The organism is Novosphingobium resinovorum (genome assembly GCF_027922145.1).
GTDB lineage: Bacteria > Pseudomonadota > Alphaproteobacteria > Sphingomonadales > Sphingomonadaceae > Novosphingobium > Novosphingobium resinovorum.
The window spans coordinates 470,982-486,613 of sequence record NZ_BSFC01000011.1; the positions used below are offsets into that span (position 1 = coordinate 470,982).

Genomic DNA, 15,632 nt, shown 5'->3' on the forward strand with positions numbered 1-15,632 from the left:
GGTGCCGCAGGGCGAACACGACTACATCGTGGTGGGGTCGGGCGCGGCCGGAGGCACCGTCGCGGCGCGGCTTGCCGAGGCGGGAATGCGGGTGCTGGTCATCGAGGCGGGGCCGGACCCCTGCGCCGGGGACGCGAGGACACAGGCGGACTACGCGGTGCCCGCCTTCCATCCCTTCGCCTCGGAGAACCCCGAATTCGCGTGGGATTACCGCGTGCGGCATTTCGCCGCTCCTGCAGGCGACCTCGTCAGCTACCCCCGCGCCGGGGCGCTCGGGGGCTGCACGGCGCACAATGCGATGATCTTCCTGGTCCCGCCAGACAGCGACTGGGCGCATCTGGCCACCCTGACCGGCGATCCGGGCTGGTCGCCCGAAGCGATGCGAGGGCACCGCAAGGTGGTCGAGGACTGCCGCCACCGCCCGCTCTGGCGCCTGCTCGCCCGCCTCGGCATCGACCCGACCGGACATGGCTGGGACGGCTGGCTGCCGGTCGGAAAAGCGGCGCCGATGCGCGCCTTTCGCGATGCGGCACTGATCCGCTCGCTGCTGCTGGCGACGCTGGTGGACGTGGCACGGGGCCGAAACTGGCTCTCGCGCATCGGCGTGTTCCTGCGCGACTGGGGCGATCCCAACGACGACAGGCGGCAGGACCGCGAACAGGTCTGCTACACCCCGCTCACCACGCGCGGCCACGCCCGCAGCGGCGCGCGCGAGCGGCTGGAGGCCGTGCGCGAGGCTCACCCCGACCGCATCACCATCCTGACGGACTGCCTCGCTACCCGCGTCCTGTTCGACAGGAGCGGGGTCGCAAACGGCGTCGCCTGGCTGAAAGGCCGCCACCTCCACCGCGCCAGCCCGCAGCCCCGTGCAGGAGGCGAGGAAGGCGCCAGCTTCGCCCGGCGCGAGGTCATCCTCGCAGGCGGCGCCTTCGCCACGCCGCAACTGCTGATGCTATCGGGCATCGGCGACGCCAGCCATCTCGCCGAACACGGCATCGCCTGCCGCAAGCATCTGCCGCAAGTCGGATGCAACCTGCAGGACCGCTACGAGATCGGTCTGGTCCACCGCATGGCGAAGCCCTGGCGCTCGCTGCAGGGCGCGACCTTCAGCCCCGGCGATCCGCTGCACCACATGTGGCGGAAGCGGCGGCGGGGCATGTACATCTCGAACGGCGCGGCGCTCGCCGCGCTGCGTCGCTCCAGCACCGCGCGGGACCACGCGCCCGACCTGTTCCTGATGGGGCTCATGGCGCGCTTTAAAGGGTACTATCCCGGCTATTCCGCCGAGCTTTGGCCGGGGCTCGACGGGTTCAGCTGGACCGTGCTCAAGGGCCAGACCGGCAACCGCGCGGGCACCGTGCGCCTTGCCTCCGCCGACCCGCGCGATCCGCCGCGTATCGACTTCGCCCACTTCACACAGAACGGGGAGGCCGACCTCACCGGCCTCGTCGAAGGACTGGAGATGGCCCGCGCCCTCGCCCGCCCGCTGATCGCGCGCGGGGTGATCGCCGAGGAGGAACTGCCCGGCCCTCACCTCACCGGCGCGCCCTTGCGCGACTGGGTTCGCGCCAACGCATGGGGACACCACGCCTGCGGCAGCGCGGCGATCGGGCCGGTGCTCGATCCCTCGGGCCGGGTCCACGGGATCGAGCGGCTGCGCGTGGTCGATGCCTCGATCTTCCCGCGCATCCCCGGCCTGTTCATCGCCGCGCCGATTTACCTCGCGGCCGAGAAGCTGGCCGCCGACATCCTGCGCCTGAATAGGGAGAGCTGACCGATGCTGCGCTTTCTGCACCGCCTGCTCGAAGCGGGCCTCCACTTCGAGCGGCGCTTCGATCCCTTCTTCCGCCCCGCACTCGACGCGGTGGTGCGCATGCCGCTGACGCGGTTCTTCAACTGGACCATCAACGTCACCCGCAGCCGCGACGTGCCGCCGCTGGCGCAGGGGCGCATCGATCCCGACGAGGACATCAGCCTCGACACCATCATCGCCGAGATGCAGCATCACCTCGACCTCGACTTCACCCCCGGCACTTACGAACGCGCGGGCAACACCAAGACCCACGGCCTCGTCCGGGCGACTTTCACGGTATTGCCGGGCCTGCCCGAGCACGTGCGCCGGGGCGTCTTCGCGGCGGAGCGCAGCTTTCCCGCATGGGTCCGCTTCTCCAACCCCGGCCCCCATGTCGAGCCCGACATCGACGACGTCGGCTTCGGCTCGATGAGCGTGAAGCTATGCGACGTGCCCGGCCCCAAGCTGATGGACGACGAGCATTCCACGCAGGACTTCACCTCGGTCACCGTCATCACCTTCCCCACGCCCGACACGCGCACCAACGCGCACCTGCAATACTGGAGCCGCCGCGAGATGGGGGTCTGGTACTTCCTGAACCTCAGGCGCCCGCACGTGCGCGACTTCATCATGCAGGCGCTGTGGAACCGTACGCTCGCCAATCCGCTGGCCAACACGTACTTCTCCTGCACGCCCTACCTGCTGGGAGAGGGGCAGGCGATGCAGTACAGTTTCCACCCCCTCACCCCCGTCACGACGCGCATTCCCCGCCTGCCGCTGCGTCCCGGCGACGACTACCTGCGCGACAACCTCGCCGCCTCGCTGCGGGAAGGCGAGGCCTGTTTCGAGATGCGCCTGAGGCTGCAGCGCGACCCGTTCCTTCAGCCGATCGAGCAAGGCGCGGTGCTGTGGGACCCGGCGCGCACGCCCTATATTCCGGGGGCGCGGATCACGATCCCGGCCCAGGAATTCCGCTCGCCTGCACAGTTCGCCTTCGCCCGGCAACTGACGTGGAACCCCTGGCACTGCGTTCCCGAGCACCGCCCCCTCGGCAACCAGAACCGCGCACGGCGGCGGCTCTACTTCGAAATGTCGCGCTACCGGCAGGGCAAGAACGGCGAAAGCCACGCCGAGCCGACCGGGCACGAACAGTTCGACTAGGGCCTGATCGTGTTTGACTGAAACACCGTCCGTCATCCCCGCGAAGGCGGGGACCCATCTGATGACGGTGCAATTTGCCACTTCAGGAGTTGGGTTCCCGCCTTCGCGGGAATGACGATGATTGAATTGAAGTCGGTCACACGCCAGCTTTTCGCCACCCGCAAGCACAGCGAAGCAATGACGAATTAGGGCGCGTCCTCGAGTATCCGCGCCAGCCCGCCGATCCCCGGCAGGAAGAAGTACGCCCCGCCAACCACCGTCACGAAGCGCGGCAGTCCGGCGACGAGGCGCGGATTGCCATCCCCGTCGTGCCACGCGAAGGCGTCCGTCGCCTGCCCGCTGCGGACCGGACAGCGGTTGCCCAGCAGCGGGTCCTGCTCGCCCGAAAGCCCGCCGAAGTAGGGGCTGGCGATCCAGCTACCCTGCACGAATTCGAACTGCCGCGCGAGGCTGGCGTTGAGGCAGATGAAGTGCAGCCCGCACTCTTGCGCCACCGCCTCTCCGGCGATCACCGCAAGCGGCTCCGGCGCCGCGCCATAGGGCCGCCCCCGCCGCAGGAGCCGGTGAAACCGCGCCGAGGCCACCGCGTCATGGATGGCCGTGCCCTTGAACCCGAGCGAGGACACCACATCCCGCAGGAACCCGCGCCGTCCTTGCGGATCGTCGCCGCTGCGCGGATTGGCGCGGCGGACGTGTGCGCCCACCGGGCATGCAATCCCGTCCGGGTCGCCCGCGAAAGTAAAGCCGTTGAGCCCGTGCGCGGCCAGTTCCGGCAGCGGCTGCCCCTCGATGCCCCGCCCCACCATCCGCTCGGCCAGCGCGACTGCCCCGTCCCTGCCGGCGATCCGCGCGGTCCAGTCCCAGAAGCCGCCCACGTCCTGCATCAACTGGCGATAGACGAGGTACGTCCCGTTACGCCCGATCCCCCGCTGCACCGGATGATCCGCCACGAACCCGTACTCGTTGCCATGCCCCAGCAGGAATTCGCCGAGCGCGATCCGATCGCGATAGTCGCGGTCCTTCGCCCCGCCGGGTCTCAGCGTGCCCTCCCAGTCGACCTCCGGTTGCGAGACACCGTCCACGAAGCCGAACGGCTCGCGCCCGACCGGTCCACTCGCGTCGTTGATACGCAGAAGCGTGCAGGCGTCCGGCGGCATCGCGCCGAGTATCGCATCCTGCCACGCGGCAATGTCCCCCTCCCCCGCCAACAGCATCAGCAGCACATGCGGCTCCGCCTCGCCGCTGCCCCAGCGCCAGTATTCGGGCGCACTTTCCTCCACGTCCCCCAGCCGCCGCGAGCGCGAGGGATCGCCCGCCATCCCGTCGAGGAACTCGGGCGCGAAGCCGGGCACATCGTCCACCGGCAGGCCCAATGCCCGCAGCCCCGCCGCCGTGAAGGCCAGCTGGCAGACCCGCTCCAGCCGCCGCGCCTCCGCCTCGGCCAGCGTCGTCACCGCCAGCGAGCGCAGCCACGCCCGCGCCGCGCCCGGCTGCGCAACCTGCAGCAGCACATAGCGCGCGCCGCCGAGCGACCCGAACCCGCGCCCGACGAGCGCCTGCACGTCGGTGCCCAGCCCTTTCATCTCTCGGCGCCCGTTCATATCTCGGCGATCCAGCGGCGCAGCGCACGCCCGCGCGGCCTCGCCTCGAACCCCGCGCGGATGCGGGCATTGCGCGCCATGTCGTAGTTGGACAGCCCCGGAAACGCCTTGAACCATACCTGCGTCGGGATCTGGTGATGGAACAGGTAGCGCTTGAAGTCCTCCTCCCGCCGCGCCCCGCCGCGGATCAGCCAGTCGGTGCGCGGATAGCCGAGGCCGTTGGAGAACGACAGGTTCAGCCCGAAGGCCACCTTGTTGATGAAGTCGTCGTTGTACGCCTCGCGGCTGCCGTCGTAATTGCTGGCGAAATAGACGCGGCGCCTGTCGTCGAGGAACGTCCAGCTCGCGAAGTGGATCGTGTTCACCCGCGCGAGCCGCCCCTTGCGATAGATGTGCCGCGCGCCCCAGCCGATTACCCACAGGATCACCACCGCCAGCCACCGCCGGAAGCGCCCCGGCTTGAGCGAGCCGATGGCGCTGTACTGGTTGGTGATGTCGTGGTCCTCCTGCGCCGAGAGCATGCGGTTGCGCTCCCGGTCAGGCACCGGGGCGAGCACCGGGTCGGTCTTCTCCCGGCGGCGCAGCAGCAGCACGAACGGCAGCAGACCCAGCACGATCAGCGGCAGCAGGAGCAACCCCAGCACCGGCAGCAGCAGGAAGTGCGCCAGTTCTCCGAGCCGGTGCAGGATCGGCATCTTCTGCAAAGGCGTCAGCGGCACTGCCTGCCCCGCTTGCGCCAGGATCGGCCAGAGCGTTTCCGGATCTTCCGTCCGGTGCGCCAGCCGCGCCACGCGCAGCGCGCGATGCAGCGCCGCCTCCTCGGCAATCTGCCGGGTGCCCCGCCCGCGCCAGTTGATGTAATTGGCCGCCGTCCGGCAGCGATGCGCGCGCATCCACGCGATCAGGTCGGTGCGCGGCTCGAAGTCGATGCAGAACCCGAATATCTTGCGCAGCCCCGGCCCCGCCACCACCGCCAGCGCCTCGAGGAACTCCGCATCCCCGCCATCGTAGTCGGCGATGAACGCCAATCGCACCGGCTCGGTCACCGGCAGGCTCTCGGCCAGCGCGATGCGGTCCCGCAGCGAGGGATCGTCGAGCACGACGAACCGCGCGACATGGATGCGCTTGAGCCGCCCGAACGGCACCAGCCAATTCTCGGGCTCTGCCTGGCCGGGAGACGAGGTCATCGACGCCAGCGTCCGCTCCAGTTCGACGCGTACGCCGAAGCGGAGGGGCGAGGCGATGAAGATGTGTCCCTGCCGGATCACGGCGGCCCGATCAGCCGCCGAACTCGAGCGCGAAGTCGATCAGCCGCGTCTTGTCCCAGTAGACCTTGCCCAGATAGAGCCCCGGCTCGATCATCCGGATCTCGTCGCGCACGTGCGATGCCAGCAGCGAAGTGTCGGAATAGTCGAGCACGATGCACTCCTTGCCGTCCAGCCAGCTCGGCTCCTTGTAGACTTTGGCGACGATCGCCTTGAGCCCGAACGGCAGGATGGTGTTGCGCAGGAAACCATGCTCGCCGTCGAAGACCTTGCCCTGCCAGGCGAAGATATTGATGAGCTTGGCGATCTCGTCCGAAACCGAGGTGCCCGGCGCGATGATCGCCGTCCCCTTGGCCTCGCCATCGGGAATCGGCCCCGCCTCATGCGCGGAAAACAGCGCATCGAGCGCCGCCTGGTCCATCTTGAGCCACTGCGATACCGACTGTCCCATGGCGATCCTCCCAAATCGGCCTGCCAGGTCTGTGCGCATCAGAAATCAATACAATATAATGACTTATACATTTGATTAAACTGGCGGCAATATTCTGATATTCGCCTTAATCCGACCTGCCTGATCACAATCAACACAGCGAACAAAATGCGCCAACCACAGCGTACTATTCTGCACACTCTGCCACCACTGACATTGGTTGTTAAGCGATTACGTCTCCGCCATGGACGCTGAAACATGCGCCCCAAAGGGATTAGTAAGCGATATGCCCCGTCGTAACGAGCACACATATGAGGATGTAAGTGGCGGAGAGGGTGGGATTCGAACCCACGGTACGGTTTCCCGTACACTGCATTTCGAGTGCAGCGCATTCGACCACTCTGCCACCTCTCCGCTAGAAGATTTAGGCGGTGAAACCAAGTTCCACCGGGTCGGGAAGCGCGCCGTTAGCGGACCTGATCGCGCTTGCCAAGCCCTCATTTCAAATTTTCGGGAACAGCCCCGCATGCTCGCTTGTTTGAAATGCGCATGAAACCTATATCTCGGCCATGAACAGAGCGTCATTCTTCTCGCCCCAGGCCGGGCGTGTCATCGACGCACCGCTGCGGACGCGGGCACGATTCGCCATCGGCGATGTCGTGCGCCACAGACTCCACGACTTTCGCGGCGTCGTCTTCGACATCGACCCCGTCTTCGCCAACAGCGAGGAATGGTACCAGGCAATCCCTGCCGAAGTGCGCCCCAAGCGCGACCAGCCCTTCTACCACCTCCTCGCAGAGAGTGACGATTCCAGCTACGTCGCCTACGTCAGCCAGCAGAACCTGACCGGGGACGCCGATGGCGGGCCGGTCGATCATCCCTCGCTGTCGCAGATGTTCGACGATTACGACAACGGCCGCTACCAGCTGCGCCCCGGCCTGGCGCACTGATTTCTCCCGTCGATACGGCTCAGAGCGCTGCGGAGGACCGGTCGCCCTCGCCCGCCCGCTTCGTCAGCAGCCGGGCGATCGCCGAGGCGGGGACAGGCCGCGAGAACAGGTAGCCCTGCACTTCGTGGCAGCCGACCCGCTCCAGGAACTCGAGCTGTTCGGGGGTTTCCACGCCCTCCGCGGTAAGGCGCAGGCCGTTGGCGCGCGCCAGACCGACGATCGCTTCCACCAATGCCGCCCCGGGCACCGTATCGACTGCATTGACGAACGAACGGTCGATCTTGATCCGGTCCACCGCGATGTCACGGATATGGCTGAGCGAGGAGTAGCCGGTCCCGAAATCATCCAGCGCGCAGTGCACGCCAAGCCCGCGCAGGTCCGCAAGCGAGCGGGCGACTTCGCCGGAAGCCGCCATGAGCGCCGTCTCCGTCAGTTCCAGTTCCAGCCGCTCGGCGGTCACGCCGCCCTGCCCTAGCACCTCGCGCACGATCTCGACGAACTTGCGGCTGCGCAGCTGGATCGGCGAGACGTTGACGGCAACGCGCAGACCCGGCCAGGCGCGCGCATCCTGCACGGCGCGGCGCAGCACCCATTCACCCAGCACCGTGATGAGACCGCTCTCCTCGGCCGAGCGGATGAAAGCGCCTGGGGCGACGAGGCCCTGCTCGGGATGCTGCCAGCGCAGCAGCGCCTCCACGCCGACCATGCGGCGGTCTTCCAGCGACCAGATGGGCTGGTAGTGCAGTTCCAGTTGACGGTCGCAGTCCGCCAGCGCCAGTCGCAGCTCCCGGTAGGTCTCCTCGCGCGAGCGGACGTCGTGGTCCATGTCCTGCGTGAAGAAGACGTAGCGGCTGCGGCCGTCGGTCTTCGCCTTGTAGAGAGCGATGTCGGCCTTGCGGGTCAGTTCGGTACGGTCGAGGCCATCCACCGGGGAGACCGCCACGCCGATGCTGGCGCCGATGAACGCCTGCGAGCCGGCCAGGTCGAAGGGGCGCTCCAGTTCCGCGACGATGCGTGCGCAGATGCCTTCGATCGAGGCCCGCCCCTCCGGCTCGCCGATGAGAATGGCGAATTCGTCGCCGCCCAGCCTGGCGACGATGTCGTAGCCGCGCACTTCGGCGACCAGCCGCCGCGCCACCTGCCGGATCAGCGCATCGCCCGCCGGATGGCCCAGCGTGTCGTTGACCTGCTTGAAACGATCGAGGTCGATGTAGAGCAATGCCAGCAGCGTGCGGTGGCGGCGCGAGCGGGCAAGCGCCTCGTCGAGCCGCTGCTCGAACATCGCCCGGTTGCCGAGCCCCGTCAGGTCGTCGTGCATGGCGCGGTGCTGCGCGTGAAGGCGGCTTTCCTCGAGGTCGTGCGTCCGGCGGGCCAGACGGCTCGCCAGCATAAAGAGGACTACGGTGATCAGCAGCAGGACGATCGCCAGCGCCGGAGCCAGTGCCGCGATGACCTGGCTGCCGGGCGCGAAAGGTTGCCACACGAGGTAGCCCACGACGCGCGAGGCGCGGTCGTGGAGCGCTACCGAGCGCTGCCCGTTATTAGCGGGCGGTGCGAGGGCGAAATGCGCTCCCGCAAGGCCGTACTGCTCGGCCACGCCGCCGAAGAACTGGTTGTCGAGATAGACCACTGCGACATGCAGGGCTTCCGCTCCCGGCTTTTGCCGGAGCGTTCCGCTGTCGGTGACGATCGGCTTGATGCTGATGATCGCCGGGCGCCCGCGGACGATGGCGATGTCGGCTTGTCCGGGCGAGAGCATCGCCACGTCGGCTTCCGTGCGCTTACGGATGGTGGGCGCGCGGCGCAGGCCTGACAGCAGCGGCCGCGTCGCGTCTTCCACCGCGATGTAGCTTTCCGGACGCGCGCGCTTGCCTGCCCGCATCGCGTAGATCGGCGCGCCCTGCGGGTCGAGCAGATAGACCTCGTCGATCCCGGCATAGTCCTCGAACCAGACGCCGAGGTTCAGGTCGAGCCAGCGCTCGTCCAGCGGGCGCTTGCGCGCCTCACGGACGGCCTCGTCCCATACGGTCGAGGACTCCTGCGCATGGGCGACGCGCTCCATGCTCTGCGCCAGCACCAGCGAGACGATGGCGTGATCGCGGTTGCGGGCGATGCGATCGACTTCGTGACCCGACCATTCCAGCAGGCCGAGCATGAGGGCGAGCAGGCACAACGCCGCCGCCACGATCGGAGCCGTAAACCGACCGACCATCCGCTTGCGATTTTCGCCCAAGGCCAATCGTGATGTCACACACGACTGCCTGCACCAGAGCGAATAACTTTTCCTTAACGAAAGCCTGTCGTCCGATGTGAATATTTACGGATAACGGGCCTTTTCAGCCCTTAAGCTTCCAACCTGACCGCAGGACGAAGAACAGCACCGTCGCCAGCGCCGCATCCAGCACACCGACGCCCAGTGCACTGTGCAGCACGGCCATGTTGGTGTCGCCGATGTCGCTCTGACCAAGGAAGCCGAAGCGGAAGCCCGAGATCACGTAGAAGAACGGATTCACGCGGCTGATCGCCTGGAAAGCGGGCGCCAGGTTGTCGATCACGTAGAAGGTGCCCGACAGCAGCGAGAGCGGCGCGATGACGAAGTTGGTGACGGCCGCGTTATGGTCGAACTTCTCTGCCCACACCGAGGAGAGCAGGCCCAACAGCGCCAGGAAGGCCGATCCCGCAAGGCCGAACCATACGACCGCCCACGGATGCGCCATCGACAGGCTCACGCCCGGCCACAGCAGCATCGCCAGCGTCAGGGCGAGGCCCACCAGCACCGCGCGGGTGACGGCCGCGCCGATCATGGCGACCATCAACTCCGCCTCGGTCAGCGGCGGCATGAGGTAATCGACGATCGTGCCCTGCACCTTGCCCGCCAGGAACGAGAAGCTGGAATTGGCGAAGGCGTTCTGCATCATGCCCATGACGATCAGCCCCGGCGCCACGAAGGTCGCGAAGTTGACGCCCAGCACCTGACGGTCGCCGCGCCCCAATGCCACGGTGAATATCACCAGGAACAGCATGGTGGTGATCGCGGGCGCCCAGATCGTCTGGGTCTGGACCTTGAAGAAGCGCCTGACCTCCTTCATATAGAGCGTCTTGAGCCCCTCCCAGTTCACCTGGTGGATCAGGGGTTCTCCCTTTGCCGGAAAACGGCGAGTCGCGTTGCCGTTGGTGCCGTCGGGGTTCAGGATCCCGGAGGTGCCGGGCAGCTCAGTCGAATGGGGTTGATCGGCCATGCACCGGCGACTATCGGCTGATGCCTTCCGAGGCAAGCGGCGCCTGGAAATCAGGGGCGATTCTCTCGTCCCGCATGAAGTGATGGAACTGGAATGAGCTGGACTGACGAGCGGATCGAGAAGCTGACCAAGATGTGGGAGGGCGGTTCCACCGCCAGCCAGATCGCGGACGAACTCGGCGGCGTCAGCCGCAATGCGGTGATCGGCAAGGCGCATCGCCTCGGCCTCAAGGCGCGCCCTTCCCCGGTGAAGGCGAACGAGAAGCCCGCGCGCCCCGCGCCCGCTCCGAAGAAGCCCAAGCCCGAAGTCACCGCCGCGCCCGAACCGGCTCCCGCCCCCGCGCCGCGAGTCGAAGCACCGGTCGCCCGCGCCGCCGCCCCCGCGCCGCAGCCGCCCGTGCAGCGTGCAGAGCCCTCGTCGGCGCCCGCTGTCGATGCTCCGGCCGCGCCGCCGCAGCCGCGCATCGTCTCGGTCGGTCCCGGCGGCTTCCTGCGCCAGGGGCCCGGTGATCAGCAGCAGCCGATCCCGCCCGCGCCCCCGCGCCGTCTCGTACCCGCGAAGCCGAGCCCGGAAATCGCCGGCAAGACCAGCCTGCTCGACCTCAGCGACCGCATTTGCCGCTGGCCGATGGGCCACCCCGGTGAGCCGGACTTCCACTTTTGCGGCGACAAGGTGAACCCCGGGTTCCCCTACTGCGTCGAGCATTGCGGCCGCGCCTATCAGGCCCAGCTGCCGCGCGGTGCGCGCCGTGCGCCCCCGCCGCTGCCGTTCGGTGGCCCCCGTGTTCGCTGATCGGGTCCGCTGATCGGATGGGTTCGGGGATGAAGCTCCGGGCGGCGCTCGCTCTTCTCGCGGCGCCGCTGGCGCTGTCCCCGGCCCTCGCGCAGGACGCCGTGCCGGTTGCACCGGCTGCGGCACCTGCTCCAGTCCCGGCCGAGTACGTCTACGTCGCGCTGACGGTGCCGCAGGGTGTCATCACCCTCGCGCTCGACAAGACCCATGCGCCGCTGACGACCGCCAACTTCCTCAAATACGTCGATACGAAGAAGATGGATGGCGCCGTGTTCTACCGCGCCATGCATCTCGATCACGACCCTGAACAGGGCCTGCTGCAAGGCGGCGTGCGCAACGGCGCCAACCTGCTGCCCCCGGTCGCGCACGAGCCCAATAGCAAGACCGGGATCAAGCATGTCGCCGGCGCCATCTCGATGGCTCGCTTCGCGCCGGGCTCGGCCCAGGCCGACTTCCTGATCCTGCTCTCCGACATGCCCTCGCTCGACGCCGACCCCGGCAATGACGGCAAGGACCCCGGCGCGGGCTTCGCCGCCTTCGGCCATGTCGCGGCGGGTATGGACGTAGTGAAGGCGCTCTGGAACCTCCCCCGCTCCGCCACCAAGGGCGAAGGCGTGATGAAAGGGCAGATCCTTGCGCAGGACGTGAAGATCATCACCGCCCGCCGGACCAAGGCTCCACCCGCAGGCAATTGACCCTTCCGGTCGCCCTTCAGTTTCCGATCGAATAGGCGACCATCAGGCGCACCGTGGTCTCGATCGGCCGGGGCGCCAGTTCGACCTGCACGGGCGGCGGTGGCGGAGCGGGCGGCGGCGGCGCAGATGCGCGGGAACCTGCTGCCTGCACGATTTCCGGCTCCATCGCGATTTCACGATAGTCCGAATCCTGCACGCGCAGGATTGGCCCCAAACGGGTGCCGGAACCTTCGGCTATGAGCTTTGCCTTGCCTTGTGCGTTCGCCAGAGCGGCCTGCATCGCCTGATCGCGGGCAGCGGCGTCGTCGCGCAGCCAGAAGCGCTGCAGCGAGGCATCTAGGCCGCCCATGTGGCCGATCAGGCTCACCAGCGTGCCCGCATCCTTCGGCCGCGAGGTATCGACCGACACCGGCAACGTCGCGATGTAGCCGATGATCGCGCAGGCCCCGGTCGAGAGCCGCTGTTGCCCATAGGGGCTGGCATCGCACTCCTTGGAGCGCACTTGTGCGAGCGAGAAATTGGATGAACGGAAATCCGCCGCCTTGGGCAGCAGGCCATTGATCGCCGCGCTCATCGCCGCAGCCTGATCCTTCAGCTTGGTGGCCGCCTCATCGGAGGTCGTACCCTCCCCCCGCAGCGTGAAGTTGATCGTCGCCATGTCGGGCGCCGTCTTCGCTGTGCCGCTGGCCGAGACGAGGATCTGCGGCGCCTGCTGTGCTTGCGCCATGGCCACGGAACCCGGTGCGGCTGCCAGTATCGCTAGTGCAAGAACCCGCATTCCCCGTCTCCGTGCAAAATTCGATAGCCTGTTCATCAGCTTATCGAATGGTCCGGTGCTCGCAAGCAGCTTTCGTGCTGGTCACAAAGCAAAAAGGGCCGCGCTTTCGCGCGACCCTTTTTTTGCGTCCTAAGCGGAGTGTGCCGATCAGTCTTCCTTGAGGAAGGCCGGCATGTGGTTCGGATTGCCACCCTCGCCGCCACCGTCACGGCGCGGACCACGGGGACCGCGATCGCCACCGCGACCACCGCCGTCACGGCGCGGGCCACGACGGTCACCGCCGCGATCGCCGCCACCACGCGGGCCACGGTCGCCGCCTTCACGCGGTTCGCGGGGCGGACGGGTGTCTTCCAGCTCGGCGCCGGTTTCCTGATCGACGACGCGCATCGACAGGCGGACCTTGCCGCGCTGGTCGATCTCGAGGACCTTGACGTAGACCTCCTGGCCTTCCTTGACGACGTCGGTGGGCTTTTCCACGCGCTCGTTCTTCATTTCGGAAACGTGGACGAGACCGTCCTTGCCGCCCATGAAGTTCACGAAGGCGCCGAAGTCGACGATGTTGACGACCTTGCCCTGGTAGACCTTGCCGACTTCCGCTTCCTCGACGATGCCGAGGATCCACTTCTTGGCGGCCTCGATCTGCGCGGTGTCCGAGGACGAGATCTTGATGACGCCTTCGTCGTCGATGTCGACCTTGGCGCCGGTCTCGGCGACGATCTCGCGGATGACCTTGCCGCCGGTGCCGATGACGTCACGGATCTTCGACTTGTCGATCTGGATCGTCTCGATGCGCGGGGCGTGCGCCGACAGTTCGGTGCGCGACGAGCCGAGGGCCTTGGTCATCTCGCCCAGGATGTGGGCGCGGCCAGCCTTGGCCTGCTCCAGAGCCTTGGCCATGATCTCGCGCGTGATGCCCGCGATCTTGATGTCCATCTGCATCGTGGTGATGCCGATTTCGGTGCCCGCGACCTTGAAGTCCATGTCGCCGAGGTGATCTTCGTCACCCAGGATGTCGGACAGGACCGCGAAATCCTTGCCTTCCAGGATCAGGCCCATGGCAATGCCCGAGACCGGGCGGACCAGCGGCACGCCGGCGTCCATCATCGACAGCGAACCGCCGCATACGGTGGCCATCGAGGACGAACCGTTCGACTCGGTGATGTCCGAGAGAACGCGGATCGTGTAGGGGAAGTCTTCCTTGGCGGGCAGCACCGGGTGCAGCGCGCGCCATGCCAGCTTGCCGTGGCCGACTTCGCGGCGGCCCGGCGCGCCGAAGCGGCCCACTTCACCGACCGAGTAGGGCGGGAAGTTGTAGTGCAGCATGAACGACGAGTACGACAGGCCTTCGAGGCCGTCGATCATCTGCTCGGCGTCCTTGGTGCCCAGCGTGGTGGTGCAGATCGACTGCGTTTCACCGCGGGTGAACAGCGCCGAACCGTGGGTACGCGGCAGGAAGCCGACGATCGCCTCGATCGGGCGGACCTGCTCCAGCGTACGACCGTCGATGCGCTTGCCGTCCTTGAGGATGGCGCCGCGAACGATGTCCGCTTCCAGCTTCTTCATGGTCTTGATCGCGACCATCTGGAGCTGCGGGGTTTCACCCGAGAACGCTTCCTTGGCCTTGGCGCGCGCGGCGTTGAGGGCGTTGGAGCGGGCCGACTTGTCGGTCAGCTTGTAGGCTGCGGTGACGTCCTTGCCGACGGCCTTCTTGAGCTTCGCCTTGATGTCGGCAGTGTTGTCCGACAGGTCGATGTCCCAGGGCTCCTTGGCGGCCTTTTCCGCCAGGTCGATGATGAGGTTGACGACCTTCTTGATCTCGTCATGCGCGAACACGACGGCACCCAGCATCTCTTCCTCGGTCAGCTCCTTGGCTTCCGATTCCACCATCATCACGGCGTCGCCGGTGGCGGCGACGACGAGATCGAGGCGGCCGTCGGTGAGAGCAGCGGTCTGCTTCGGGTTCAGCGTGTATTCGCCGTCGACGAAGCCGACGCGCGCGGCGCCGATCGGGCCCATGAAGGGCACGCCCGAGATGGTCAGCGCGGCCGAAGCGGCGATCATCGCGACGATGTCGGCCTCGGTCTCGCCGTCATAGCTCAGGACCTGGGCGATGACGTTGATTTCGTTATAGAAGCCCTCGGGGAACAGCGGGCGGACCGGACGGTCGATCAGGCGGCTGGTCAGCGTTTCCTTTTCGGTCGCGCCGCGCTCACGCTTGAAGAAGCCACCGGGGATGCGGCCTGCGGCCGAATACTTTTCCTGGTAGTGGACGGTCAGCGGGAAGAAGTCCTGGCCTTCCTTCACCGACTTGGCGGCGGTCACGGCGCAGAGCACCACGGTCTCGCCGTAGGTTGCGAGGACGGCGCCGTCGGCCTGACGGGCGATGCGGCCGGTTTCGAGGGTGAGGGTCTTGCCGCCCCACTCCATGCTTACGGTCTTTACGTCGAACATTTTCGATTTCCTTGACCCGCGCGGCCCTATTGCCATGCGGGGCTTACTGCCGGGGATACCGTCCCGGTCCGGTGCGGGGCTTTTTCGTCGCCCCTGGGCTGCCTGCGCCGAATTGCGAGGTTGCCCGGAAATTTTGCTGGCGCGCTTTACCACGCCTCATGCTTCAAATGCAAAACGGCCCGCCGAAGCGGGCCGTAGCTTGATCTTACTTACGCAGACCGAGCTTCTGGATGAGCGAGTTGTAACGCGCCACATCCTTCTTCTTCAGATAGTCCAGCAGCGAGCGGCGCTTGTTGACCATGGCCAGCAGACCGCGACGCGAGTGGTTATCCTTGTGGTGAGCCTTGAAGTGCTCGGTCAGGTTGCGGATGCGCTCCGTAAGGATCGCGACCTGGACTTCCGGGCTGCCCGTGTCGCCAGCGACGCGAGCGTTGTCCGTGATGATGTCCTGCTTCTTTTCAGCGGTAACCGACATTTC

The 15,632-nt window shown here is 67.0% G+C and carries 13 protein-coding genes and 1 tRNA gene; 5 read left to right on the forward strand and 9 right to left on the reverse strand.

Annotated elements, in window-relative coordinates; all coding sequences use genetic code 11:
- The first annotated feature begins 1 nt into the window (after position 1).
- Together PKE80_RS07075 and PKE80_RS07080 are read left to right on the forward strand one after the other, a co-directional pair.
- Positions 2-1,774, forward strand: coding sequence for a GMC family oxidoreductase (locus PKE80_RS07075; protein WP_271181891.1), 1,773 nt, complete (start codon positions 2-4; stop codon positions 1,772-1,774).
- A 3-nt stretch (positions 1,775-1,777) separates the two neighbouring features.
- Positions 1,778-2,953 (forward strand): catalase family protein, encoded by a 1,176-nt coding sequence (locus tag PKE80_RS07080; RefSeq protein WP_271181892.1) that lies wholly within the window; start codon positions 1,778-1,780, stop codon positions 2,951-2,953.
- Between the two features lie 185 nt (positions 2,954-3,138).
- On the opposite strand, the gene PKE80_RS07085 is transcribed toward PKE80_RS07080, so the two are convergent.
- From PKE80_RS07085 to PKE80_RS07100, 4 genes are all read right to left on the reverse strand, one after another.
- Positions 3,139-4,554, reverse strand: a complete 1,416-nt coding sequence (locus PKE80_RS07085; RefSeq protein ID WP_271181893.1) for a Dyp-type peroxidase — start codon at positions 4,552-4,554, stop codon at positions 3,139-3,141.
- Positions 4,551-5,822: a hypothetical protein gene (locus PKE80_RS07090; RefSeq protein WP_271181894.1), complete on the reverse strand. Its 1,272-nt coding sequence runs from the start codon at positions 5,820-5,822 to the stop codon at positions 4,551-4,553. Before PKE80_RS07090 ends, PKE80_RS07085 begins: the two co-directional genes overlap by 4 nt.
- A 10-nt stretch (positions 5,823-5,832) precedes the next feature.
- Positions 5,833-6,270, reverse strand: a complete 438-nt coding sequence (locus PKE80_RS07095; RefSeq protein WP_271181895.1) for a hypothetical protein — start codon at positions 6,268-6,270, stop codon at positions 5,833-5,835.
- 303 nt (positions 6,271-6,573) lie between these two features.
- Positions 6,574-6,663, reverse strand: a tRNA-Ser gene (locus PKE80_RS07100).
- Positions 6,664-6,818: 155 nt separating this feature from the next.
- On the opposite strand from PKE80_RS07100, the gene hspQ reads away from it, so the two are divergent.
- Positions 6,819-7,199 (forward strand): heat shock protein HspQ, encoded by a 381-nt coding sequence (gene hspQ / locus PKE80_RS07105; protein ID WP_008832682.1) that lies wholly within the window; start codon positions 6,819-6,821, stop codon positions 7,197-7,199.
- Between the two features lie 19 nt (positions 7,200-7,218).
- Here hspQ and PKE80_RS07110 read toward each other — a convergent pair whose 3' ends face one another.
- Positions 7,219-9,411, reverse strand: a complete 2,193-nt coding sequence (locus tag PKE80_RS07110) for a putative bifunctional diguanylate cyclase/phosphodiesterase (protein ID WP_271181896.1) — start codon at positions 9,409-9,411, stop codon at positions 7,219-7,221.
- Positions 9,412-9,535: 124 nt separating this feature from the next.
- Positions 9,536-10,438: an ABC transporter permease gene (locus PKE80_RS07115; RefSeq protein WP_271181897.1), complete on the reverse strand. Its 903-nt coding sequence runs from the start codon at positions 10,436-10,438 to the stop codon at positions 9,536-9,538.
- 93 nt (positions 10,439-10,531) lie between these two features.
- Between PKE80_RS07115 and PKE80_RS07120 the strand changes: the two genes are divergently transcribed.
- Together PKE80_RS07120 and PKE80_RS07125 are read left to right on the forward strand one after the other, a co-directional pair.
- Entirely contained in the window at positions 10,532-11,230 is a 699-nt protein-coding gene (locus tag PKE80_RS07120) for a GcrA family cell cycle regulator (RefSeq protein ID WP_271181898.1), read from the forward strand.
- Positions 11,231-11,259: 29 nt separating this feature from the next.
- A complete protein-coding gene (locus PKE80_RS07125) occupies positions 11,260-11,925 on the forward strand; it encodes a peptidylprolyl isomerase (protein ID WP_271181899.1) in 666 nt (221 codons plus the stop codon).
- Between the two features lie 16 nt (positions 11,926-11,941).
- On the opposite strand, the gene PKE80_RS07130 is transcribed toward PKE80_RS07125, so the two are convergent.
- The 3 genes from PKE80_RS07130 to rpsO form a co-directional block, all read right to left on the reverse strand.
- The gene (locus tag PKE80_RS07130; protein ID WP_271181900.1) at positions 11,942-12,652 is read right to left on the reverse strand and encodes an SIMPL domain-containing protein; all 711 of its coding nucleotides are present in this window, start codon (positions 12,650-12,652) and stop codon (positions 11,942-11,944) included.
- A 198-nt stretch (positions 12,653-12,850) separates the two neighbouring features.
- The gene (pnp, locus tag PKE80_RS07135; RefSeq protein WP_271181901.1) at positions 12,851-15,154 is read right to left on the reverse strand and encodes a polyribonucleotide nucleotidyltransferase; all 2,304 of its coding nucleotides are present in this window, start codon (positions 15,152-15,154) and stop codon (positions 12,851-12,853) included.
- 205 nt (positions 15,155-15,359) lie between these two features.
- Positions 15,360-15,629, reverse strand: coding sequence for a 30S ribosomal protein S15 (gene rpsO / locus PKE80_RS07140; protein WP_271181902.1), 270 nt, complete (start codon positions 15,627-15,629; stop codon positions 15,360-15,362).
- Positions 15,630-15,632: the final 3 nt, after the last annotated feature.